A 24,058-nucleotide genomic window follows, 5' to 3' on the forward strand; every position below is an offset into this window, starting at 1 on the left:
CGTAAACCTCCCATAAACCGTAAACCTCTTGTTAGCCTTAACCATGTATCGCCCCGGGGCATGGATATGACGCAGTCGCACTTTACTCCCGCTGCCGAAGTCGCCGCTCCGTCGGGTGCTGCGCCGCTCGAACTGGCCGTGGTGATGCCCACCCTGAACGAGCGCGGGAACATTGCGCCGATGGTGGCACGCCTGGAAGAGGCGCTGGGCCCTACCGGCTGGGAAGCCGTGTTCGTGGACGATAACAGCCGCGATGGCACGGCCGACGAGGCCCGCCGCATCGGCCGCACCGATCCGCGCATTCGGGTGATCCAGCGCATCGGCCGCCGGGGGCTGGCCAGCGCCGCGATCGAAGGCATGTGCGCCACCGCCGCCCCCTTCGTGGCGGTGATGGATGCCGACCACCAGCACGATCCCGCGCTGCTAAGGCATATGCTGGAAGCGGTGAAGAGCGGCGAGGCTGACCTGGCCTATGCCAGCCGTTTCGCCGTGGGCGGCAACGCCGATGGCCTGACCAGCAAGGGCCGCGAGAACGGCAGCCGCTTTGCCAATGCCGTTGCCCGCAAACTGACCGGCACCGAGCTGTCGGATGCCATGAGCGGCTTCTTCCTGCTGCGAACCGACCAGCTCCGTAGCCAAGCGCAGGATCTTTCCGGCATCGGTTTCAAGATCATGCTGGACATTCTTGCCACAGCTTCCCCGCAACTCCGCGTGAAGGAATTCCCCCTGAAATTTGCCGAACGGCTCTCGGGCGAGAGCAAGCTGGACCATGCCGTGGTGCTGGATTTCCTGGCCGGGCTGTATGAACGCTACCTCGGCAGGTACATTCCCACCCGCTTTGCCCTGTTCGGCACCGTGGGGGGGCTGGGCGTATTCGTCCACATGGCGGTGCTGGCGGCGCTGTTCCGCACGGGCCTGACCACCTTCACCCTGGCCACCGCCGCCGCCACCATCGTGGCGATGACGTTCAACTTCTGGCTCAACAACCTGCTCACATATCGCGACAAGAAGCTGACCGGGGCCAAGGCGATGTTCTATGGCTGGATGGGCTTTTGCGCCACCAGCGCCGTGGGCGCTTTCGCCAACGTGGCGGTGAGCAGCTATCTCCAGGGCCACGGCTGGCGCTGGTGGGCGGCCGCCTTGATCGGCGTGGTGCTGGCATCGGTGTGGAACTATGCGCTCTCCAGCAAGTTTGTCTGGGGTCGCTACCGCTAGAACCCGGGACAAACCCGGGAAAAACCTGCCGCTGGTTGCGATGGACGGTGCCCCGGCACCGTCCCGGTGTCGCAAGGAGCAGGCAGATGATGGCCCTGGCCATAGTAATCTTCGTGATCGACCTGATGGCGATCATCAACATCGTGCAGAGCGTGGCCCGGCCCCCGGCCAAGGCGCTGTGGATTGTTGCCGTGATCCTGCTGCCGGTCCTGGGTGCAGGGGCCTGGTTCCTGGCCCCGGCCCCGCGCCGCTCATCGTCCAGGATGCGCTAGGCGTTTAGCGCCAGCCAACCAGCCAGGCATAATCCAGGAACGCCTGCTCGCCCGCCAGCGGCGCGGCGGTCAGGATCGGGTAGAACCACACGAACACGCCGGTCGACCCCAGCACGATCGCGGCCGGGGTCAGCCGTTCGCCGTTCTGCCACAGCTTCTCCACCCCAAGCGCCAATGCGGCCATGGCGAAGCAGTGCGGCAAAACGTAATGATAGTAGAACTGCACCGGCTTGGGGGCCAGCACCCACAGCGCCATGCTGACAAGGTAGAGCACCAGCAGCGCCGCACAGTCGCGCCGCCCCTGCTTCCACCAGGCCCAGCCACACCACAGCAGCGCGGGCAGGGCCGCCAGCGAGCTGAGCGGATTGCCCATCATCAGCACCCCGCGCTGGGCCCCGTCGGTCACCTCGTAGAGATACCAGATCGCCCGCGTGTTGCTGGCCCATTGCCACCATTGGCTCTGGTAGGGATGCGGCGGCAGCACCTGCGTCTGCAGGTCCAGCATCTGCCGGTGGAGCGCAATCAGGCCGGTAGGGTTGCCCGGCACCGTGGCATAGAACGGGAACGGCCAATAGGTTGCCGCATAGGCCAGCAGCGGCACCACGGCCAGCCACAGCGCCGCCTCGGCCAGCGTCATGCCGCCGATCGGCCAGCCCCGGTTGCTGGTGAGGAAGTGCGCGCGGCCCTGCCAGGCGCGGGCGATGAAGAAGGCCAGCCCCGGCAGCATGGCAATGGGGATGGCGTTCCACTTGGCGGCCATCGCCAGCCCCAGCGCCGCGCCGCCCAGGGCCAGCCGCCAGCGCGCCGTCTCCGGCTCGCGGTAGGCCCCGGCGCACTGCCACAGGCCCAGCATCACGAATGACAGCATGAACACGTCCAGCATGGCGATCCGCGCCTGGAGCAGCAGCGGAAAGCCGGTGACGAGGAACAGGCCCGTCAGCAGGCTGGCCGCGCGGCTGAGGCTGAGGAACCACATGGCGCGCACGGCGCCAAACAGCGCCAGGATACCAAACAGCAGCGGCATGATCCGCCAGCCCAGCGGCTCGTCTCCGAACAGCAGCATGCCAAGCGCGATCAGTTCCTTCCCCAGCGGCGGATGTTCCAGGTTTACCGCATCGGACAGCGCCAGCAGGTTGCGCGCGGCGGGCATGTAATGCACCTCGTCGAACATCGGGCCGGACGGAATCGTCAGCCGCACGCAGGCCAGCACGGCGAACAACGCGGTGATGACGATGTGCCAGCAGATCGGATCGGCAGGGTGGTGCGGCGGCTGGCTCATGCCAGGCCACGATTAGGCTGCGATGACAGGCCGCGCAACACTTGCCCCGCGCCACTTGCTCTGGGCCCCCCACGCTCCTAAACGCTGCGCTCATGAAGAGAACCTCCGGCTCCGATCGCTCGCTGACTTCCAAGTGGCGCCCTGCCACCCGTGCCGTGCGCGCGGGCACCATGCGCAGCGAGCACGGCGAGACGAGCGAGGCGCTGTTCCTGACCAGCGGCTATACCTATGACAGCGCCGAGACGGTGGCCGCGCGCTTCCGGGGCGATGCCAGCGGCATGCAGTATTCGCGCTTCCAGAACCCCACCGTGGCCATGCTGGAAGAACGCATCGCCGCGATGGAAGGGGCCGAGGCGTGCAAGGTGCAGGCCAGCGGCATGGCGGCGATGACGAGTGCGTTGCTGTGCATGCTCAGCGCCGGCGATCACGTGGTGGCGGGCAAGGCGGCGTTCGGCAGCTGCCGGTGGATCCTGGCCAACGTGCTCAACCGCTTCGGCATCACCCACACCATCGTGGACGGGCGCAACAATGCCGAGTGGGAAGCGGCGATCCAGCCCAACACCAAGGTGTTTTTCTTCGAAACGCCGGCCAACCCCACGCTGGATATCGTTGACCTGGCCTATGTCTGCGGCCTGGCCCGCGCACACGGCATCACCACCGTGGTGGACAACGCCTTTGCCACCGCCAGCCTGCAACGGCCGCTGGAATTCGGGGCAGACGTGGTCGCCTATTCGGCCACCAAGCTGATGGACGGGCAAGGCCGCGTGCTGGCGGGGGCGCTGTGCGGGTCCAGCCAGTGGATCAACGAAGTGCTGAGTCCGTTTCAGCGGAACACCGGCCCTGTGCTCTCGCCGTTCAATGCCTGGGTGGTGCTGAAGGGGCTGGAGACGCTGGACCTGCGCGCCCACAAGCAGAGCGAGAACGCGCTGGCCGTGGGCCGCTTCGTGGAAAGCCGCGTGGCCCGCGTGTTGCACCCGGGCCTGCCCAGCTTTGCCCAGCACGAACTGGCGGCAAAGCAGATGGACGCCTTCGGGCCGATCTTCAGCTTCGTGGTCGATGGCGGGCGGGAAAAGGCCTTTGCCGTGCTCGATGCGCTGGAGCTGGTCGATATCTCCAACAACATCGGCGATTCCAAGTCGCTGGCTTGCCACCCGGCCAGCACCACGCACCACAACATGGGGCCGGAGGGCCGCGCCGACATGGGCGTGGACGAAGGGATGATCCGCATCAACGTGGGGCTGGAAGATCCGCTCGACGTGATCGAGGACCTGGACCAGGCGTTCAGCAAGGCCGGCATCTAGCCACCGGACGCCGCCAGGCTGGCCGGTGCGGCCGCCTTTGACATGCAATGGACCAAGGTCCATATTGACCGCGCGGTTTTACGGCAGCCGCGGCGCAATGGTCAGCCCGCAATGCGGTTCCCGATAATCACTCGCCAATCGGCCAGAAATGGTGTATTGGCCGCACATTGAAGATTTTGTTCAATGTTTTCAAGGTGATAGGGTTTGATCGGGATCTTCGACTTCTACGCTGCGCTGGTCGAATCCTCGGACGATGCCATCGTCGCCAAGGATGTGAACGGCGTGGTCATCTCGTGGAACCCAGCGGCCGAGCGGCTGTTCGGCTGGAGCTCCGCCGAAATGGTCGGCTACTCGATCCGCCGCCTGCTGCCGCCCGACCGCCAGCACGAGGAAGACGATATCCTCGCCCGCATCGGCCGGGGTGAGCGGGTGGGGCAGTTCCTGACCAAGCGCCTGCACAAGGACGGCCACGAGCTGGACATTTCGGTCACCGTTTCGCCTGTGCGGGACGAAATGGGCACCGTTGTTGGCGCCAGCAAGATCGCCCGCGATGCCGGACCGTACCTGAAGCAGCAGGCGGAACTGCTGGTCAGCAAGGCGCGCTTTGAGACGCTGGCCAACAATATCGCCCCGCTGTGCTGGATGGCCAACGCGGACGGACACCTGTTCTGGTACAACCAGCGCTGGTATGACTTCACCGGCACGACCTGGGAGGAGATGGACGGCTGGGGCTGGGAGAAGGTCCAGCATCCCGACCACCTGCCGCGGGTGAAGGAGCTGTGGATCAAGCACCTGCAATCGGGCGACGAGTGGGAGGACACCTTCCCGCTGCGGGGCAAGGACGGCGAGTGGCGCTGGTTCCTCAGCCGTGCCAAGCCGATCCGCAATGAGGCGGGCGAGATCATCCGCTGGTTCGGCACCAACACCGATATCACCGAGCAGCTCCAGCAGGCCGAGCAGATCCGCCTGCTGCTGCTGGAGGTGAACCACCGCAGCAAGAACATGCTCACCACCATCCAGGCCCTGCTGCGCCGGAGCATTGAGGGCAACGAGGAATTCGTCGCCCGCTTCTCCGAACGCATCCGCTCGCTGGCAGCCAGCCAGGACATCCTGGTGCGCCGCGCCTGGCGCGAAGTGCCGCTGGACGAACTGGTGGCCGGGCAGCTGAAGCTGGTGGAAGGGGCGGCGGGATCGCTGCAGACGGACCTGCCGGACCTGTCCATCGGCCCGCGGGCCGCAGAAACCATCGGCATGGCGCTGCACGAACTGGCCACCAATTCGCTGAAGTACGGCGCGCTCAGCGTGGCCGAAGGCGTGGTGCAGATTGCCGCGCGGGTGGAAGATGGCAACCTGCACCTCAGCTGGACCGAAAGCGGCGGCCCGCCGGTCAGCCCACCCACCCGCAAGGGCTTTGGCACCACGCTGATCAGCGACGTGCCGCGGCGCTATTTCGGCGGCAGCGCCGATATCGACTATGCGCCCGGCGGCGTCACGTGGCGGCTGGTGGCACCGGTGGCCATGGTAACGCCGGGGCACGAGCCGGAACCGGAGGCCTGAGCGCGCGGGCGCTGATGCGCCCGCACCACAGGCCAACGCGCGGCGTCGCATTCCGCCGCATGGCCCTTGCCCGCCACCGCAAACCCGTTACGCTGCCGACTCATGACCATTGCCGATGCCATGAGGGCCCTGTTCCAGCATGTCGCCACCACCAATGGCGTGACGGTGCGCGTCTCGGTCAACTTCATGCCCGAACAGAGCCGGGTAGAAGCGGGCCGCTGGTTCTGGGTTTATCACATCCGGCTTGAGAACCACCGCGAGGACGCGGTGCAGCTGCGCACCCGCCACTGGCGGATCACCGACTCGCGCGGCATGGTGAACCTGGTCGACGGAGAAGGCGTGGTGGGCGAAACCCCGCTGCTGCTGCCGGGGCAAAGCCATGACTATGTGTCCGGCTGCGAGCTGACCGTGCCCAGCGGGGCGATGGAAGGCTACTACACCTTCACCCGGCAGGACGGCAGCCACTTTGAGGTGGCGATCCCGCATTTCGGGCTGGCCGTGACCGAGGAAGACGAAGCGCGGCGATAGAGATCGGCGATAATTCGCTGAAACCGGGCTGCGAACAGGCGCTTTCTCCGCTCCGGTGCTCACGGCCGGAAAGGCCGCTGCGCGCCGGTTCTCGAAATCACCCATTCTCGCTCCAGTTTGAGCGAATTCTCACCAATCCCAGGCGAAGGCTCACCGCACCCGTGCCGGGGCCATCAGCACGGCGTTGGCCAACAGCAGGTCCAGCCCGTCCAGGTAACCGCGCATGGCCGGGTCCTGCGTGAAGCCGATCGCCAGGCCGCCGCCGGTGCCCTGGGCCACCATGAAGGGCTTAAAGGCCATCTGCCGGCGGTTTTCCGCCCATACATAGCCGCTGGCGACCAGATCCGGCGCGGCGGCATAGCGGACCACGTTGGTCCCGTCCGCGCGGCCCATCGGGGCGAATACCAGGTCACCGGCGGCGAAGACCACCGGGGCGGCCTGGTCGTAGCCGGCAGACAGGAAGCTGTCGGCATCGATGGCGGTGTTGAGCAGGGCACCCGGCAGCACGTCGGGCGAGCGGTGCGGATCGGCAATGGCGGCCAGGTAGTCGGCTTCGGAGCCGATGGCTTCGCCGGCGGCGCCGTCCTTCTCGTCCTCGTCGTCCTTGGCCGGTTCGCCGCCCAGCACGGTTTCGCGCTGCAGGGCGAACAGCGCGTTGTCGCCGCTGTTGAATGCGGTCAGCGCGTTGCCGATGGCCACCACCACGCCGCCGCTGCGAGCATAGGTGGCGATGGCTGCGCGCGCGCCGCTGCCCAGCGCCTCGCTGTAATAGCCATCGGGCACCAGCAGCACGTCATACCGGCCCAGGTTCGCCTGGCCCACGGTGCCGGTGCGGATGGCGGTGACGGGGATGCCCAGCCGCTGCTCCAGCGTATAGCGCAGCGCGCCGGCGCTGGTCGGGTCCACCCCATCATCCCACAGCATGGCCACGCGCGGGTTGCGCGAAAGGCGCACGAAGGCATCGCTGCCCATGTTGGGCCCGCTGTCGGTCCAGCCGGAGCCGAGGGCCACGGTTTCCGCCCCGATGCGGGTGGCGATGGCAGTCAGCTCGTCCAGCTTCTCCGGGTTGTCACCGCGGGCGAACACCACGGTGCCGCGCGGGAAGGTGCGGCTGCCCATGGTAAAGGCTTCGTTGGTGGCGCGGCCCACCAGCCCGGCGGCAAGCGCCTCGGTCACCAGGCGGACCTGGCCGCTGTCGGTCCACGGCACGGCCAGGCCGAAAGCGCCGGGGGCTTCGGCGCGCGCGGGCAGGGGATCGTCTGCCCCCACCAGCGTGCCGGCCCCGGTCACCGCGCATTCGCGCACGGCCAGGCCCGACATCTGCCCCACCGACCAGGCGGTGGTATCGTACAGCTCGTGCGCCAGCCCGCGGTCGCGGCGGCTTTCCTGGGCCTGCACGAACTGGGTTGGCAGGGGGGTATCGGCATCCAGCAGGCTGCGGATCAGCCGGCCGCTGGCCTGTGCGGTGGAGACCGACAGGTAGCCTGCGGGATAGGAGCGGCCGCACACGGTGGCGGGGCCTGCCACGCGGCGCACGGCGATGCCCTGCGTCACCAGGCGGCGGGCAAGCTGTTCGGCGTTCCACGGGCGCTGCGCCAGGTCGATCACATAGCCGCCGCTGCCGCCCACCTGCCCGGCCACCGCGCTGCGGCGATAGGCGGCATATTCGGTCAGGAAGCGCTGGGCGTTGTCGGCCACGGTCAGCGCGGTAGCAAAGGTGGTGGTGAAGTGGTTCCTCACCCCGTCGGCATAGGTCAGCACGCTGCCGTCCTTGCGCTCCCACGCCAGCCCGCGCGCCGATGCCTGCTCGAACGTCATGCCCACCGCGCCGTTGTGGGTGGGCCAGCTGTCACCGTAGCCGGGGTAGAACAGGTCGAACACCTCGCGGGTGAAATAGGGCTGGCCGATGCGGTCCATCGCGGCGGCGTTGTTGCGGCCCAGCAGGCCCATCAGGTCGCGCTGGCCCTGGGTTACGTTGGGGTTGATGGGATCGGCCACGGGGGGGAAGAAATAGCTGTCGTCCCCGCCCATCTCGTGCGCGTCCACCACCACCACCGGCTGCCACTGGCGCACGGCGGCGATGCGGCCGCGGGTTTCCGGCTGGGTGACGGCGAACCAGTCACGGTTGAGGTCGAACAGGTAGTGGTTGAAGCGCCCGCCCGGCCACGGCTGGTCCGCCGCCGCGCTGTACCGGTCGCCCGATGCGGCGATGCCGCTCTGCGCCATGAAGCTGTTGACGAAACGGGCGCGCCCGTCCGGGTTCTGGCTGGGGTCGATCACCACCACGGTGTTGTTGAGGATCCGGTCCACCGCCGTATCGTTCTGCGCAGCCAGCAGGTGATAAGCGAGGCTGAGCGCGGCATCGGTGCTGGAAATCTCGTCACCATGCACGCCATAGCCCAGCCAGGTGACCGGGAGCACGTTTCCGAGGGAAGAGGGCGCGGCCCCTTGCGCCAGTTGCGCCAGGTCGGCCTGCACCGCCTCGATCCGCGCCATGTTGGCCGGGCTGGAAATCACCGCATAGACCAGCGGGCGGCCTTCCCAACTGCGCGCATATTCCACCAGCCGCATCCGTTCCGGCTCGGCCTCGGCCAGGGCGCGCATATAGGTGAGCGCCTGCTCCGGGCTGGAGATGCGCGTGCCGCTGCGGTGGCCCACCACCTGCTCCAGCGTCGGCACGTCAGCCCGGAAGGTGCCTTCCACCATGCTTTGCGCGGCAACGGGCGCGGCAACAGGAGCAAGCATCAGCGCAAGGGCGGCAAACAGGCGGCGCATGGAAATCTCCGGCAGAACAGCGGTCTGCCGCAGTCCTGTGGTTTCACCTGCAATCGGTCAAGCCATTATCGACGGGGCCATTAATCGACCGCAAGCTTGCCCGCCGCAGCATGGGGCATTACACGCGGGGCCACCCATGAAGCGCACCCATCTGCCCCTCAACGCCCTGCGCGTATTCGATGCCGCTGCCCGGCACCTCAGCTTCACCCGCGCGGCGGACGAGTTGGCTGTCACCCCCGCCGCCGTGGGCCAGCAGATACGCGCGCTGGAGGATGTGCTGGGCGTGGTCCTGTTCCGCCGCACCAGCAAGGGCCTGGAACTGACTGACGAGGCGGTGGCCGGGCTCGATCCCTTGCGTGAAGGGTTCCTGCGGTTCGAGGAAAGCGTGCAGGCGATGCAGGCGGGCCAGTCCAGCAGCAACTATACCATCGCCGTCCCGCGCGAGTTCTACGCCCAGTGGCTGGCCCCGCGCCTGGCCACGTTCCGCAGCCTGCACCCCGATGTGCGCTTCCAGCTGATCGCCGATGAAGATGCCGACTTTACCGAGGCCAACCTCGATGTCGCCATCCGCCTCACCGAAGGGCCGGGCGAACTGGAGGGCGTGCAACTGGCCCCCGGTGCCCGCGTCACCGTGGCCGCCAGCGTGGATACGCAAGGGTGGATAAGCTGGCCCGGTTTCGCCGCGCCGGACGGCGAGGATGCCCTGCTGCAGGTGGGCAATGCGGGCCAGGCGCTATCTTCCGCCGTGGCCGGCCTTGGCCGCACATCCATGCCGCTGCCGCTGGTGGCCGACGCGGTGGGCAGCGGCAGGCTGGTGGTGCTGGACGGCCCCGAGGAATGCCGCCACGCCTATTGGCTGGTCGCCCCGCGCCCGCAATGGCGGCAGAAAAAGGTGCGCGAGCTGGTGGAGTTCCTGCGGGGCTGAGGCGGGCGGCAGCTATTGGGAAACTTTGAACAAAAGCTGCCTGTCAGCAAACGACCCAATTGCGGACATCGATGCTAATCCGGGTATGGCAGACCTTCGCCCCGGTGAAATAGAATCTCCTGCCTGGCGATCGGCGTGAAACCGGTGATGTCCGCAGTCAGAAGGATGCCGCGGTCCCTCCAAGCGCACCCAAGAACTTCTGCCGCCCTTTGTTGAAGCATTTCGCTTGCGCTTGCGTCGCGCGCCACCTTTTCAAGCTCAGGTAAGGCTTCGTCGAGCGAGTCGATCATGAGAGCGGCATAATCCCGCTCCCAGTCATTCGCGTCGGGGTTCCTAAATATTTCAAGAGCCTCCTGAGGCGTCCTTGGAGCCAGCAAGCCACCCTCTCCAATCACTAGCGCGAGGTAAACTGATGTCAGCTCTAGCACCGGAGGGACTTGAAGCAAATGTCTGCTTCCCACCCCCAATCTCGCCATTTCCGGCGGTCAAGCGTCAGCCTGAAACCGGACGCTCGGCAAACGGCCCCATTGCGGTCGATCAGTCCGGCGCCCCCCTCGGGATCATTTCTCCCCTCTCCCTAACAGCAATTGTCACCCACCTGACGGCCCGCGATAATCGGCTGGCAGCCAGCATTAAGCTTTGACCTGATACCAGCAATGTGGTGCCACTGGGGACGAGCCCGCTGGGCCGCTTGATGAAGGGGAACATCCATGAATTTGCCGCTTGGCAAGGCCGCGTTGCTGGCCGGGGCTGCCATCGTATCCGCACTTGTGCCCGCCGTGGCCACCGCGCAGGAGGCCCGCAACCTTGACCGCGCCACCAGTGACGTGCTGATCTTCGAGGGCGAGGTGACCACCACGCCGCTGAAGTATCGCTATACCATCCCCGCACGCACCCGCCTGCAGGTGGACGTGATCCCGGCGGAAGGCTCGTCGCTCGATCCCACGCTGACCATCACCGACGTGCGCACCGGCGAGGTGCTGGCCGAGGATGATGACAGCGGCGGCAACCTGGCCGCGCGCGCCAATATCCTGTCCGAACGCGGGCAGCAGGTGGAAATCACCGTCAGCCCGTTCGGCTTTCTGGAGGAAAACGAGACCGCCGGGGCCTTCACCCTGGAACTGCGCCCGCGGGCCTGGGTGCGGCCCGTCACGCGCCGCGTGACCACCGGCAGCGATACCACGGGCAGGCTGAGCGTGGGGGGCACCCAGTTGTTCACCATTGAAGGGCGGGCCGGGCAGGTGCTGGAAGTGGCTCTCGTGGCCGCGCAGCAGTCTGACGAGGAGGTGACCGAGAGCGCCTTCGACCCGTACCTGAAGCTCTACAAGGGCGAGGGGATCGACGGTGAGCTGCTGAGCGAGAACGACGACAACGGCAGCAATCTCAACAGCCTTATCCGCTATACCCTGCCGGAGGATGGCATCTACACGCTGGAAGCCAGCCCCTATGGCGATACCGCGGGCGAGTTCACCCTGCGCGTGGCTGCTCCGCGGGAGACTCACGTGGACGGCGAGACGCAATTGGCCTTCGGCGCGCCGCTGGCGGGATTCGTGCAGGCCGCCTATGGCGAACTGGAGGGGGATGAGCAGCCGCCAGCCGCCATCTACTCGCTGTCGCCGGACCTGATCGCCGCGATCCGTGGCGGGCAGGGCGAGGTGACCTTCAACCTTACCAAGCCGCTGTCGGAAGACCCGGATTTCCCCGGCGGCGTTGACCCGATGCTGGAACTGGGTTTCGAAACCCCGCTGGGCTTCGCCACGATGAAGAGCGACGATGACAGCGGCGGCGAGCTGAACGCCCGCATCCCCATCGACCTTTCGGCCATTGCCGCCGATGGCGACTGGCTGGAACGCCTGCGCCTGCGTGCCACCAGCATCGGCGAGGCCGGGGGCTTCTCGATCGAGGCCGTGCCGGGCCTGCAGGAAGTGGTGGCCCCTTCCTGGGATGAATACGCGATCGAGGCTGCGGCCGAGGCGGTGGAGGACGCCGCCGAGGCGGTGGAGAACGCCGCCGAGTAACGGCCCGGCTGGCGAATATCCCGCCGGAAAGTGACGCGGGGCGCGGCTTCAGGGCTGCGCCCCGCTTTTCGTGACCGCACAGGTCATTGATCTGACAAGGCTTGTCATTGGTGGCGGCGCGCCCGTTTTCCTAGCGTCATGGCAGCCGGGGCATTGTCCCGGCCCTGACTTGGGGAAGGGGATTGCCATGACACTGTCGCGCCGTGACCTGATTGCGGGGGCCGTGGCCGCTGCTGCCGTTACCAGCCTGCCAGCCCCCGCGCTGGCCCAGCGCCGCGGGCGCAACGAAGGGCCGGTGGAGATCGAGCGGCCCGAGCTGATGGCGGGGATGACGCAGGTGACGCCGTTCGCCTTCACCGTCGCCTTCATGACCGAAAGCCGCGCCTCGGCCCGCGCCGGGGGCGGCCTGCTGGGCGGCGGCTTCGGCGGGCGCTCAACCGTGCGCTCGGAACTGGTGGGGGTGGGCGATGCCGATTTCCAGGCCGCCACCGATGCCGCCTGGGCCGTGTTCCAGGCGCGGCTGGCGGCCAGCGGCGTTACGCTGGCGGATCGCGCCGGGCTGATCGCCTCGCTGCCCAGCCGTTATCGCCCGCTGGAGCAGGGGGTGGAGCGCGACGTGGTGGAAAGCCGCAACGAAAGCAGCAAGGCGCGGCTGTTCGCGCCCACTGCCCTCGGCACGCCGGTGATCATGCAGGAATGGATGGGCTGGGTATCGGGCGCGGGGTTCAACGGCACGATGCACTCGGTCAACGCCAACCAGGGCGCGGCGGCCTGGGCGCGCAGCACGGGCATTCCGGTGGTGTCCACGCTGCTGGTGGTGAGCTTTGCCGAGGCCGAGACCTATGGCGGGGCCTTCCGCAACACCTCGTCCGTCAGCACCGATGCGGCGCTGGCCCTGCTGCCGGAGAGGAGCCTGCTGTCGGTCTATGCCAACGGCCGCGTGGGCGAGGTGTCCCTGCGCGAGGCGGTCGCCTCCGCCGGGGACTTCGGCACCTACGAGAACACCAACACCACCGCCGACCGCATCGGCCAGGGGGTAGCCAACGTGATCGGCCTGCTGGGCGGGGTGGGCACCAATTCCAGCCGCAAGATGGCCATGACCGCCGATCCCGCCCGCTGGAAGGACGGGGTGAACGACATCATGACGCAGGGGCTGGACCGCCTGGTGGGCGGGATGACGGGGCGCTAGGCTCCGTCATCCCCCGCACGTCTCAGCTCCCGCTGCTGGCCGTCGGCGTGGGGCGCGGCGTGGGGATCGGCGCGCTGGCGCCGCCCGGGCCGGGGCGCGGGCCGGTGCCGGGATCCCAGTCGAACGGCTGGGCAAAGCGGCTGCGGTCGTCGTTCTCGGCGGTCACCGGCGCTTCCTCGCCCCGGCGCACGCGCTCCTGCTGGGCGCGGCTGGCGCTGATGTAGTCACGCGGCATGTAGTTGCCCTCGTGGCAGGCGTATTCGAAGAACTGGTAGTCATCGTCCCGCGTCCACTCGATCCGGGTGGTCCACGGCTGGGTATAGACCTGCGGGTCGGAATAGGTCAGCTCGTGGACGATGGTGTCCGGCCCGGTCATCGTCAGGCGCTCCACGGTCATCGCCTCGGTGCTCATCGGCACGGTGTTGAAGGCGGGGACGGTGAGGGTGCCGGTGAACTGGGTGGCCATGTTCAGCGGGCTGGCGGCGCGGCGGAAGGTATCCTGCGTGGCGCTGTCACCGGAAACGATGTTGGTCGTCTCGATCACCAGCGTCTTGCCTTCCCACCAGCCGCGGCTGTTGCCCATCCAGGCTTCCACCGGCTCGGCCCACTTGGCGGCGCGGGCTTCCTCGGCGGAAGGATAGATCTTGACCACGCGGGTGCCCAGCATCTCCAGCACGATGGTCATGTAGCCGGGGCTCTGGAACACGCGGATGCCGTTGTTGTAGCGGAACGGGTACATGCTGGCGGGGAAGCCGCGGGATACGCAGCGGTCCCAGCTGTCGAAGTCGCTCACCCAGTTATAGGCCTGGCCGGGCACCCAACCGCTGCGGCCGGCGCGGAACAGTTCCATCGCCTGCGGGGTCAGCGGCGGCAACTGGCCGTCGGCGGGCGAGACGAGCATCGAGGTGCGCTTGCCGAAATCGTGCGTCTCGAACCATTCGGCCAGCCCCTCGGTGCCCGAAGCGCCCACGCCGTTCTCGTTCGCCTGGGTGAAGTTGCCATCGTTGCCCCGCGCGGCATCAAGGCGGCGCTGGAACTCCTCGTCGGTCACCCAGAAGCGGTTGCCATAGTGGGCCGGGCGCTGGAACAGGATGCGTCCCTCGTTCAGCCGCTCGATCGGCCAGGTGCCGGTAAAGTCCCAGTCACCCCACGGCAGCCGGTCCGGCGTGAAATCGGTAGGGACGGGCGGCAGCTCCTCCAGGTTGGCAGGGCGCGGCTGGGCGAAAGCGGTGCTGGAGGCGAGGGGGGTGGCAAGGGCCATGGCGGCCAGCGCCACGGCAGAGGCGAACGTGCGGAACATCAGGGGTCTCCCATTTCCCGAAAGCGGATTTTGTCCGCGAAACTAGGAGCATTTTCGGACACGCGCCAGTGGCCAAGTTGATAATGTCTGTAATGAATTGTAATTGGCCTCAGGCGCCGGCGCGGGCATCCGCCCGCTAGGCTATCCTCGCTCCCGGCCTGGCGGCCTCCGCTGCGGGCGTGCGTTCGCACTTGCGGACCTTGCAGGTCCGGTGGAGCCTGCATCGAACCTTGGCTAAGCCCACCCCGCTGCGACTAGCCTCACTGCGTTCGGACAAGTCTCGCTCCCCTCCCGCTTGCGGGGAACCGAAGGTGTGCCGCAGGCACAGCGGGTGGGGGTGGGTGCAGTCGCGGCGGGGTGGGGCGGGTCAGGGTACCACTCAGCCCCCCGCTCCGCTGTCCCCCTCAAGCGGCGGCAGGCCCTGCGCCGGATCGGGATAGCTCTCGCTGTCAATCGCCCGCTTGGCGAGCTCGCGCTCGGTCAGGAAATCGGCATAGTCGGGCGCGTGGCCCTCGGCCAGGTAGCGCTCGCGGATCTGGTCGGCATGGGCCTGCGCCTTGGCCCTGCGCCCGCGCAGCGCCACCATGAACTCGTAGAGTTCGCGCTCGCCATCCTCGTACCGGTCGGCCAGCACCTCGGCCCTGATGCGTTCATAGAGGGGGTGGCCCGCCTTCACCTCGGCGGCGCCATAGCGGCCCGCGCGACGGTTCTTCAGGAAGAACATCACCAGCGCATCGTTGTAGCGGATCTCGGTGCCCAGCACCTGGCCGCCGGAGACGACCATCCGCTCCTCCCCCCGGATGGCGCGGGCCAGCGCCCCGTCCTCCAGCCGCTCGATCCCGCGATCCACGGCGGCCTCCCACGCGGCACTGAACTCCTCGGCCCCCGCCTTGTGGCGCAGCTTGTAAAGCGCCTCCATGCTCGCCCCGATCTCGCGCGCGGCTTCGGAAACGATGCCGGTGGCGGCCAGGTGGGCGATGAAGGCGCGCTGGCGATCGGGCGTGATCGAATTGCGCCGCGGGGCCACATGGGGAACGGGCGCAAACTGCAACAGCGGATCATCGGGCGATGGCGCGGGCCCGTCGCGCACGGTCATGTAGCTGGTGGCCTGGCGAGGAGTGGCGCGGGTGCTCGGCTGGGTCATGCGACTCGGCAGAGCATGGGTGGGGGTGTGCAGGAAAGGGCTTTTGTAGCCTGAATACGCTAGCGCGACCCACTGGATGAGAAATTGGCAACCGCTTCGGAACCGTTCGTCGCACAATCATAGGAAAAATACATGGATCACACTTTGATACAAATTTATCCCGTAAAAACAGCGACTTTTATAGGAGAAGTCCTGCGCCAAATTTGACACAGGCAAACGTATCGTCCATCCATGATACGCCAATGGCTACTAGCCCGGCGGCGCAATCACGGGGGCGGACGGGGATGACGGCAGGCGCTGCACGGCAAGACATCATCAATCGCCTGGCGACGGACTGGAAGCCGCAGGACATACGCAGCCTGGCCGCCACGCTGCTGCGGCTGGCGGATTCGCTGGACCAGGGATGGGACGGGTCCAACGTGCAGTCCATTTTCCGCTGGCCCTCGGCGCTGGCCAGGATCGAGCGCAATGCGATGCAACTGGCGATGAAGGCGCGCCTGATCACCGAGCAGCGCGGCCGCCGCCGCGATTACATCGATGGGGACCTGCTTGGCGAACCCGCGTGGGATATGCTGCTTGACCTGTTCATGCAGTTTGCCGGCGGGGCCAGCGTCTCCACCACCAGCCTGTGCATCGCCTCGCGCGTGCCCGGCACCACGGCGCTGCGCTATATCACGCTGCTTGAGGACAAGGGCTACGTCGCCCGCAGACCGTCGGAGATGGATGGGCGCGTGATGCTGGTCAGCCTGACCGATACGGGCGTGCTGGCCGTGGGGCGCTATCTCGAACAGTGCTGAACCGCCGGTAGCCCGGCCTGGGCGCGGCGGAGCGCATGCTGCAACAGCGGATCATCGGGCGAGGGCTTCGGCCCGTTGCGCGCGGGGCTTTAGCTGGTGGCCTGGCGAGGAGTGGCGCGGGTGCTCGGCTGGGTCATGCGACTCGGCAGAGCATGGGGGTGGGGGTGTAGGAAAGAGGAATTTCGTGTAGACACTAAGATACACAAACTGCAGCGGATTTGAGGTCAGAATGAAGTTTGATATTGTAGGACGCATTCAAAACATGCGCCTCCCCGATGGCAAGACAGCGATCCTTTATTCAATATATGAAGCTGTGAGTAACTCGCTTCATTCGATAGAAGATCGATTTGGTTCTGAGGCCGCAAAAAAAGGCTGGATACACGTGTCCATCGCCACCGATAATGATGGAGATGTCGACAAGATAAGCATCACAGACAATGGTATCGGGTTCAACGAAGAAAATCTTGAGTCCTTTGAGACTAGCGATAGTAGGCATAAATATGTCCGGGGCGGCAAAGGTGTTGGGCGATTTATTTGGATAAAAACATTCAATAAAATCCGCGTGGATAGTGTAACTAAGAATGGTCGCGCTAAAGAAAGAGTCCGCTTTCGGTTCATGCCGGAAAAACCTAATTCGATTGCTTACAAGCGCGTAACTAGCGCTTCTGGCGAGGACTATGAGACGACTGTCGAGTTGTCTGGATTGCGTACCGAGCAGAAAGGACAGATTCGAGTTAGCTCGTATCTCAAAGACCTCTGTTTACATTTTTTTCCGCAATTCATTACAGGGCGGTTGCCTAAAATCACCATAGAGCATGGCGACGAAGAAGAGTCATTGAACGATTTTATTGCAGCCCGGGTCGGAAATGTTACGTCGCAGAAAGTGAGTATCGAAATAGGTGGCGTGTCTTACGGTTTTGATTTTCATCACTTATTCGTTTCAGGCACAATGCCGCCGGGCGTCAAAAACTCCTACATGTTGACCGGACACGGAAGATTGGTCGGAGACCCGATTTCGCTTGCGGCCAAGTTCGATCTTGGATCGCTTGATGGCGACAAGGCTTACTCTTTGGTGGTAACTGGCTCCTACCTTGACGAAAGGGTCGATCAGGAGCGACTGAGCTTTCGAATGCCTACAGAAGCGAGAAAGCTGCTCGAAACGGCGGTCCTTAAATCTGCCGAGAGCTTTCTGGAGGATCACCTTGCGGTTGTCCGTGAAAAGCAAAAAAATACTGTTAGAGAAATACTGTTTGAGCATCCTCAATTGGCAACTCAGGTGGCTGACTTGGACGAGTATGTTCGTCAAATTTCACCTGACATGGATCGGGAGAAAATTGCCCAGAATCTTTTTGTCCTTTTAGTTCGAGACGAAGAGGAGGTCAGAAGGGAATTCCAAAAACTTTGTGATTTGGATAATCTTACTGAAGAGGCGCGAGAAAGGGCTGAGCAGATTTTGGCAGAGGCGGAAAATCAGGAAAAACACCGCCTTGCTGAGTTAGTCGTCAAAAGGCATCAGGTTCTTGAGATTGCAAACATGTTACTCAAGTTCGAGGATGCTGAGGTCGGAACCTACGCGAAAGAGCAGGCCATTCACGACTTGATTTTGCCGATGGGCAAAATGTTTAAGAGTGGCGACATGGCCGACCACAACTTGTGGATCATTGATGATGCCCTGGCGCATTATGGGTTCTTTGCATCTGATAAACCAATCGGAGCCTTCACCGACGCCAAGGATGGCAAGAAGGAACCTGACGGAATTTTCTTCAATCCCCTTGGGTTCTGTGAGGAGGGGCGACAAGGCACCATTACGATCCTCGAATTTAAACGGCCTGGCGATGAGCGAGCAACATCTGATCCTGTTGATCAGGTCCTAAATTATATCGAAAAATTGAGAGATTCGAAAGCACGGGGCTTTGATGGTGAAGTTATTGCGGATATAGGTAAGCAAACTAGATTTGAATGTATTATAGTATGTGAATTGACTTCTGCTGTAAGAAAGAAGTTGGAGCGTTCCTTAGCTCAAAGCCCAACACCAGACGGTGAAGGGTATTATGGGTGGTCAAAGGAGCATAACGCGGCGATCCGAGTTGTTTCTTTCCGAAAGATGCTTCGGGATGCGGAGATTCGGAATTTGCCGCTTTTCAGAAGGTTGGGGCTTACCAGCCCGTCAAGTCGGGCGAAGATGAGGCTTGCTCGTAGGCTTGCCGAAAAGGACAAGATAAGGATCGTAGACTAATAGGTGCTCCCCAACCCTTGACCCCACCCCCGCACCCCGCTAAGGGCGCGCTCTTCCGGGTGAGGGCTTGCCTGATCCCGGGCCAATAGAGCTGAACATTGCCGGTGTCGTCACTCCCCTAACGGAATGGCAGCCGTCAAAGTAACCCGGTGCCTTTATCGGCCATCGGGTGGAGCGTTTCAGGCTCGTGTCAGGACCTTCGCTGGCCTGAGGGGCTTCTGCCCTTCGACAGGCTCAGGGCGAGCGGTTTTCTGGAACGGTCCTCAATCACTCCATCCCTGGCCAGGCGGGCACCTTTTGAACGAAGGTGAAAAACCCTAATGCCCACGATCAACCAGTTGGTCCGCAAGCCGCGCAATCCCGTAAAGGTGAAGAGCAAGGTGCCGGCCTTGGAGCAGAACCCGCAGAAGCGCGGCGTCTGCACCCGCGTGTACACCACCACCCCGAAGAAGCCGAACTCCGCTCTGCGCAAGGTGGCCAAGATCCGCCTGACCAACAAGCGCGAAGTGATCGCCTATATCCCGGGCGAGGGCCACAACCTGCAGGAGCACAGCGTTGTGCTGATCCGCGGCGGCCGTGTGCGCGACCTTCCCGGCGTGCGCTACCACGTGCTGCGCGGCGTGCTCGACACGCAGGGCGTGAAGGATCGCCGCCAGAGCCGCTCGAAGTACGGCGCCAAGCGTCCGAAGTAAGGTTTCAACGCTGCGGCGCAGGACCGCTCCCCCTCCCGGCCACCTTTGCGAAGGTAGCATCTGGGTGGCCGGGAGGGGGAGTGGGCCGGAGCCGCAAGGGTGGCCCGGATGGGCCGACCGCACTCCGAAGGAGTTAAGAAATGTCTCGTCGTCGTCGTCCCGAAAAGCGGGAAATCCTGCCTGATCCCCAGTACGGGGACATCGTGCTGTCCAAGTTCATGAACAACCTCATGCTGGACGGGAAGAAGGCCGTGGCCGAGAAGATCGTCTATGGCGCCATGGAAACCGTGGAGAGCCGGGCCAAGACCAACCCGATCGAGGTGTTCCACGCCGCGCTCGACAACATCAAGCCGCAGGTGGAAGTCCGCAGCCGCCGCGTGGGTGGTGCCACCTACCAGGTGCCGGTGGAAGTGCGTCCGGAACGCGCCCAGGCGCTGGCCATCCGCTGGCTGATCACCGCCGCTCGCGGCCGTGCGGAAACCACCATGGCCGCCCGTCTCTCGGGCGAGCTGATGGATGCCGCCAACAACCGCGGCACCGCCGTGAAGAAGCGCGAGGACACGCACCGCATGGCGGACGCGAACCGCGCCTTCTCGCACTACCGCTGGTAAGGGCCTGGCCATCTGGAGGCCGGGGCCATCGGGGTTCCGGTCTTCAAGTGGTCACATTTCATACTATATGGGCGGCGAGACATTGCTCGTCCCCTGACAACCCAAGGAACACCACATGGCCCGCGAGTATCCGCTGGAGCGCTATCGCAATATCGGCATCATGGCGCACATCGATGCCGGCAAGACCACCACGACCGAACGCATCCTGTTCTACACCGGCAAGTCCTACAAGATCGGTGAAGTGCACGATGGCGCGGCCACGATGGACTGGATGGAACAGGAACAGGAACGCGGGATCACGATCACCTCGGCGGCCACCACCTGCTTCTGGAACGACCACCGCATCAACATCATCGACACCCCCGGCCACGTGGACTTCACCATCGAGGTGGAACGCTCGCTGCGCGTGCTCGACGGCGCCGTCGCCTGCTTCGACGGGGTCGCGGGCGTGGAGCCCCAGTCCGAAACCGTATGGCGCCAGGCCGACAAGTACGGTGTTCCCCGGATGTGCTTCATCAACAAGCTCGACCGCACGGGTGCCAACTTCAAGTACTGCGTGCAGTCGATCATCGACCGCCTCGGCGCCAAGCCGGCCGTGCTGTACATTCCGATCGGCCTTGAATCCGATCTGAAGGGCCTGGTCGACCTGGTCGAGAACCGCGCGATCATCTGGAAGGACGAAAGCCTGGGCGCAGAGTTCTTCTACGAAGAGATCCCGGCCGATCTGGCTGCCGAAGCCGCCGACTACCGCGAAAAGCTGATCGAGCTGGCCGTGGAGCAGGACGATGCCGCCATGGAAGCCTACCTGGAAGGCAACGAGCCGGACGTGGCGACCCTGAAGGCGCTGATCCGCAAGGGCACGCTGAACCAGAGCTTCGTGCCCGTCTGCTGCGGTTCGGCGTTCAAGAACAAGGGCGTGCAGCCCCTGCTCGACGCCGTGGTCGACTATTTGCCGAGCCCGTTGGACGTTCCCGCCATCAAGGGCGTGAAGCCGGACAGTGACGAGGAAGACAGCCGTCCGTCGAGCGACGACGCGCCGTTTGCCGCGCTGGCCTTCAAGATCATGAACGACCCGTTCGTGGGCTCGCTGACCTTCACCCGCATCTATTCCGGCAAGCTGACCAAGGGCAGCTACCTGAACTCGGTGAAGGACAAGCGCGAGAAGATCGGCCGCATGCTGCTGATGCACTCCAACAACCGCGAGGACATCGAAGAAGCCTTCGCCGGCGACATCGTGGCGCTAGCCGGCCTCAAGGAGACCACCACCGGTGATACCCTGTGCGATCCGCTGAAGCCGATCGTGCTGGAGCGGATGGAGTTCCCCGAGCCCGTGATCGAACTGAGCGTGGAGCCGAAGACCAAGGCCGACCAGGAAAAGATGGGCATCGCCCTGTCGCGCCTGGCTGCCGAGGATCCCAGCTTCCGCGTGTCGACCGACCACGAGAGCGGCCAGACCATCATCAAGGGCATGGGCGAACTGCACCTCGACATCCTGGTCGACCGCATGCGTCGCGAATTCAAGGTGGAAGCCAACGTCGGCGCGCCGCAGGTGGCTTACCGTGAATCGCTCGCCCGCAAGGTGGACGTGGACTACACCCACAAGAAGCAGTCGGGCGGCTCGGGCCAGTTCGGCCGCGCCAAGGTGACGGTGGAACCCGGCGAACGCGGCCAGGGCATCCTGTTCTCCGACGAGGTGAAGGGCGGCAACATTCCGAAGGAATACATCCCCGCCATCGAGAAGGGCATGCGCGAGCAGGCCGAAAGCGGTCACCTGATCGGCTTCCCGATCATCGACTTCACCATCCGCCTGACGGACGGCGCCTACCACGACGTGGACTCCAGCGCGATCGCGTTCGAGATCTGCGGCCGCGGCGCCATGCGTGAAGTGGCCGAGAAGGCCGGCATCAAGCTGCTTGAGCCGATCATGAAGGTCGAGGTGGTGACCCCGGAAGAGTACATGGGCGACGTGATCGGCGACCTGAACTCCCGTCGTGGCATGATCCAGGGCACCGACAGCCGCGGCAACGCCCAGGTGGTCGAGGCCAATGTACCGCTGGCCAACATGTTCGGCTACGTCAACGAACTGCGCTCGTTCACCCAGGGCCGCGCGCAGTACTCGATGCAGTTCTCACACTATGACGAGGTCCCCGCGAATGTGGCGGCCGAGGTCAAGGAGAAGCTTGCGTAAGGCACGGCCAACGTCTAGGGGCGGGCGCCTGATTCAGCGCGCCCGCCTGATCGTTAAGCAATCAGATTTGAACAAGAAGGTTATTGGAAAATGGCTAAGGCAAAATTCGAGCGGAACAAGCCGCACTGCAACATCGGCACCATCGGTCACGTCGACCACGGCAAGACCACGCTGACCGCGGCGATCACCAAGGTGCAGGGCGCCCCGGTGGATTTCGCCAACATCGACAAGGCTCCGGAAGAGCGCGAGCGCGGCATCACCATCTCGACCGCCCACGTGGAATACGAGACCGACGCCCGCCACTACGCGCACGTCGACTGCCCGGGCCACGCCGACTACGTGAAGAACATGATCACCGGTGCCGCCCAGATGGACGGCGCGATCCTGGTGGTGAACGCTGCTGACGGCCCGATGCCGCAGACCCGCGAGCACATCCTGCTGGCCCGCCAGGTCGGCGTGCCCGCCCTCGTGGTCTACATGAACAAGGTCGACCAGGTTGACGACGAGGAAATCCTCGAGCTGGTGGAACTGGAAGTGCGCGAGCTGCTGAGCTCGTACGACTTCCCGGGCGACGACATTCCGATCATCAAGGGCTCGGCCCTTGCTGCTCTGGAAGGCCGCAACCCCGAGATCGGCGAAAGCTCGATCAAGGCCCTGATGGATGCCGTCGACAGCTACATCCCGCAGCCCGACCGACCGGTTGACAAGCCCTTCCTGATGCCGATCGAAGACGTGTTCTCGATCTCGGGTCGCGGCACCGTGGTGACCGGCCGTATCGAAACCGGCGTCGTGAACGTGGGTGACGAAGTCGAGATCGTCGGCATCAAGGACACCCAGAAGTCGACCGTGACCGGCGTGGAAATGTTCCGCAAGCTGCTCGATCGCGGTGAAGCCGGCGACAACGTCGGTGCCCTGCTGCGCGGTATCGCCCGCGAAGCCGTGGAGCGTGGCCAGGTGCTGTGCAAGCCGGGTTCGGTGAAGCCGCACACCGAGTTCTCGGCCGAGGTCTACGTGCTGTCGAAGGACGAGGGTGGCCGTCACACGCCGTTCTTCGCCAACTACCGTCCGCAGTTCTACTTCCGCACCACCGACGTGACCGGCGAAGTGATCCTGCCGGAAGGCACCGAGATGGTGATGCCGGGCGACAACGTGACCATCGGCGTGAAGCTGATCGCTCCGATCGCCATGGACGAAGGCCTGCGCTTCGCTATCCGCGAAGGCGGCCGCACCGTGGGTTCGGGCGTGGTGGCCAGCATCACCAAGTAAGGTGACTGCCGCCAGCTTCGGCTGACAAGGATTCGGGCCCGGTTCTCTTCGGAGAGCCGGGCCTTTTCCTTTACGTGTGGGGCAAATTCGGGACTCGCGGTTTTCCGCTACTTTCGGGGTTGTCAGACTGCCGGGTCACCCGTATAGGCGCGGCTCCGAACGAGATTCGTCCCGTTCGAAACGAAATTCAGTGAAGGCCGCCCGTTCCCGGGAAACCGGACAGCAGCGGGGCGGGCCTTTGTTTTTTGGGGCGGGCAACCGTCTCTTGGCTCTTTCGCATCGGTAAGTGGACATGGAAGCACAGAATATCCGCATTCGTCTCAAGGCGTTCGACCATCGCGTTCTCGACCAGGCAACTGGCGAAATCGCTGATACGGCTCGCCGGACCGGTGCGCTTATTCGTGGCCCCATTCCGCTGCCGACGCGCATCGAGAAGTTCACCGTGAACCGCGGTCCGCACGTCGACAAGAAGTCGCGCGAGCAGTTCGAGGTGCGCACCTACAAGCGGCTGCTCGACATCGTGCAGCCCAACGCCCAGACCGTGGACGCGCTGATGAAGCTGGACTTGGCTGCCGGCGTGAACGTGGAAATCAAGCTGGCCTGAGCCAGTACCGCCCCGGCCTGAACGCCGGGGCAAACCGGTTCCGGAAAGGGACCGTGAAGACAGAGCCCGGTGCAAATTCACCGGGACACAAGGGATACCACCGGAGGAATTCTTCCGGGCTTGCGTCCCCCGTCTCAGTCCTTCCTCCCAAAAAGGGGAAG

Annotated in this window: 20 protein-coding genes; 15 read left to right on the forward strand and 5 right to left on the reverse strand. The window is 64.7% G+C overall.

The annotated features are described in order from the left end of the window. Positions 1–66 precede the first annotated feature (66 nt). Positions 67–1,215, forward strand: coding sequence for a glycosyltransferase family 2 protein (locus GRI99_RS06930; protein WP_237438179.1), 1,149 nt, complete (start codon positions 67–69; stop codon positions 1,213–1,215). A gap of 86 nt (positions 1,216–1,301) precedes the next feature. Beyond that, entirely contained in the window at positions 1,302–1,487 is a 186-nt protein-coding gene (locus GRI99_RS06935; RefSeq protein WP_160771298.1) for a PLD nuclease N-terminal domain-containing protein, read from the forward strand. 4 nt (positions 1,488–1,491) lie between these two features. On the opposite strand, the gene GRI99_RS06940 is transcribed toward GRI99_RS06935, so the two are convergent. Beyond that, complete coding sequence (locus GRI99_RS06940; RefSeq protein ID WP_160771299.1) at positions 1,492–2,766, reverse strand: phospholipid carrier-dependent glycosyltransferase; 1,275 nt, start codon at positions 2,764–2,766, stop codon at positions 1,492–1,494. Between the two features lie 92 nt (positions 2,767–2,858). Between GRI99_RS06940 and GRI99_RS06945 the strand changes: the two genes are divergently transcribed. From GRI99_RS06945 to apaG, 3 genes are all read left to right on the forward strand, one after another. Next, positions 2,859–4,067, forward strand: a complete 1,209-nt coding sequence (locus GRI99_RS06945) for a trans-sulfuration enzyme family protein (RefSeq protein WP_160771300.1) — start codon at positions 2,859–2,861, stop codon at positions 4,065–4,067. Between the two features lie 204 nt (positions 4,068–4,271). Further along, the gene (locus GRI99_RS06950; protein ID WP_202392973.1) at positions 4,272–5,624 is read left to right on the forward strand and encodes a sensor histidine kinase; all 1,353 of its coding nucleotides are present in this window, start codon (positions 4,272–4,274) and stop codon (positions 5,622–5,624) included. Positions 5,625–5,744: 120 nt separating this feature from the next. Continuing rightward, the gene (gene apaG / locus GRI99_RS06955) at positions 5,745–6,152 is read left to right on the forward strand and encodes a Co2+/Mg2+ efflux facilitator ApaG/CorD (RefSeq protein ID WP_160771674.1); all 408 of its coding nucleotides are present in this window, start codon (positions 5,745–5,747) and stop codon (positions 6,150–6,152) included. Positions 6,153–6,302: 150 nt separating this feature from the next. On the opposite strand, the gene GRI99_RS06960 is transcribed toward apaG, so the two are convergent. Further along, the gene (locus tag GRI99_RS06960; protein WP_160771301.1) at positions 6,303–8,927 is read right to left on the reverse strand and encodes a M14 family metallopeptidase; all 2,625 of its coding nucleotides are present in this window, start codon (positions 8,925–8,927) and stop codon (positions 6,303–6,305) included. 136 nt (positions 8,928–9,063) lie between these two features. On the opposite strand from GRI99_RS06960, the gene GRI99_RS06965 reads away from it, so the two are divergent. After that, positions 9,064–9,852: a LysR family transcriptional regulator gene (locus GRI99_RS06965; protein WP_160771302.1), complete on the forward strand. Its 789-nt coding sequence runs from the start codon at positions 9,064–9,066 to the stop codon at positions 9,850–9,852. A gap of 74 nt (positions 9,853–9,926) precedes the next feature. Here GRI99_RS06965 and GRI99_RS06970 read toward each other — a convergent pair whose 3' ends face one another. Then, complete coding sequence (locus tag GRI99_RS06970) at positions 9,927–10,142, reverse strand: hypothetical protein (protein ID WP_160771303.1); 216 nt, start codon at positions 10,140–10,142, stop codon at positions 9,927–9,929. Positions 10,143–10,562: 420 nt separating this feature from the next. Here GRI99_RS06970 and GRI99_RS06975 point away from each other — a divergent pair, with 420 nt between their 5' ends. Both GRI99_RS06975 and GRI99_RS06980 read left to right on the forward strand, forming a co-directional pair. Continuing rightward, positions 10,563–11,870, forward strand: coding sequence for a hypothetical protein (locus GRI99_RS06975; protein ID WP_160771304.1), 1,308 nt, complete (start codon positions 10,563–10,565; stop codon positions 11,868–11,870). Positions 11,871–12,057: 187 nt separating this feature from the next. Beyond that, positions 12,058–13,059 carry a hypothetical protein gene (locus GRI99_RS06980; RefSeq protein ID WP_160771305.1) on the forward strand — a complete coding sequence of 334 codons (1,002 nt, stop codon included), beginning with the start codon at positions 12,058–12,060 and terminating at the stop codon, positions 13,057–13,059. A gap of 22 nt (positions 13,060–13,081) precedes the next feature. Here GRI99_RS06980 and GRI99_RS06985 read toward each other — a convergent pair whose 3' ends face one another. Then, a complete protein-coding gene (locus GRI99_RS06985) occupies positions 13,082–14,359 on the reverse strand; it encodes a hypothetical protein (protein ID WP_160771306.1) in 1,278 nt (425 codons plus the stop codon). A 379-nt stretch (positions 14,360–14,738) separates the two neighbouring features. Continuing rightward, positions 14,739–15,503, reverse strand: a complete 765-nt coding sequence (locus GRI99_RS06990) for a hypothetical protein (protein WP_160771307.1) — start codon at positions 15,501–15,503, stop codon at positions 14,739–14,741. Between the two features lie 242 nt (positions 15,504–15,745). Between GRI99_RS06990 and GRI99_RS06995 the strand changes: the two genes are divergently transcribed. The 7 genes from GRI99_RS06995 (at position 15,746) to rpsJ (ending at position 23,897) form a co-directional block, all read left to right on the forward strand. Next, positions 15,746–16,300, forward strand: coding sequence for a helix-turn-helix domain-containing protein (locus GRI99_RS06995; protein WP_160771308.1), 555 nt, complete (start codon positions 15,746–15,748; stop codon positions 16,298–16,300). A 229-nt stretch (positions 16,301–16,529) separates the two neighbouring features. Continuing rightward, positions 16,530–18,536 (forward strand): ATP-binding protein, encoded by a 2,007-nt coding sequence (locus GRI99_RS07000; RefSeq protein WP_160771309.1) that lies wholly within the window; start codon positions 16,530–16,532, stop codon positions 18,534–18,536. Positions 18,537–18,856: 320 nt separating this feature from the next. Continuing rightward, positions 18,857–19,228, forward strand: coding sequence for a 30S ribosomal protein S12 (rpsL, locus tag GRI99_RS07005; protein ID WP_160771310.1), 372 nt, complete (start codon positions 18,857–18,859; stop codon positions 19,226–19,228). A 140-nt stretch (positions 19,229–19,368) separates the two neighbouring features. Beyond that, a complete protein-coding gene (gene rpsG / locus GRI99_RS07010; protein WP_160771311.1) occupies positions 19,369–19,839 on the forward strand; it encodes a 30S ribosomal protein S7 in 471 nt (156 codons plus the stop codon). Between the two features lie 115 nt (positions 19,840–19,954). Then, complete coding sequence (fusA, locus tag GRI99_RS07015) at positions 19,955–22,027, forward strand: elongation factor G (RefSeq protein ID WP_160771312.1); 2,073 nt, start codon at positions 19,955–19,957, stop codon at positions 22,025–22,027. A 90-nt stretch (positions 22,028–22,117) separates the two neighbouring features. Beyond that, positions 22,118–23,293, forward strand: a complete 1,176-nt coding sequence (tuf, locus tag GRI99_RS07020; protein WP_160771313.1) for an elongation factor Tu — start codon at positions 22,118–22,120, stop codon at positions 23,291–23,293. Between the two features lie 292 nt (positions 23,294–23,585). Then, positions 23,586–23,897 (forward strand): 30S ribosomal protein S10, encoded by a 312-nt coding sequence (gene rpsJ, locus GRI99_RS07025; protein ID WP_017665146.1) that lies wholly within the window; start codon positions 23,586–23,588, stop codon positions 23,895–23,897. Positions 23,898–24,058 lie beyond the last annotated feature (161 nt).

The sequence above is a fragment of the Alteraurantiacibacter buctensis genome (assembly GCF_009827655.1).
Lineage (GTDB): Bacteria > Pseudomonadota > Alphaproteobacteria > Sphingomonadales > Sphingomonadaceae > Alteraurantiacibacter > Alteraurantiacibacter buctensis.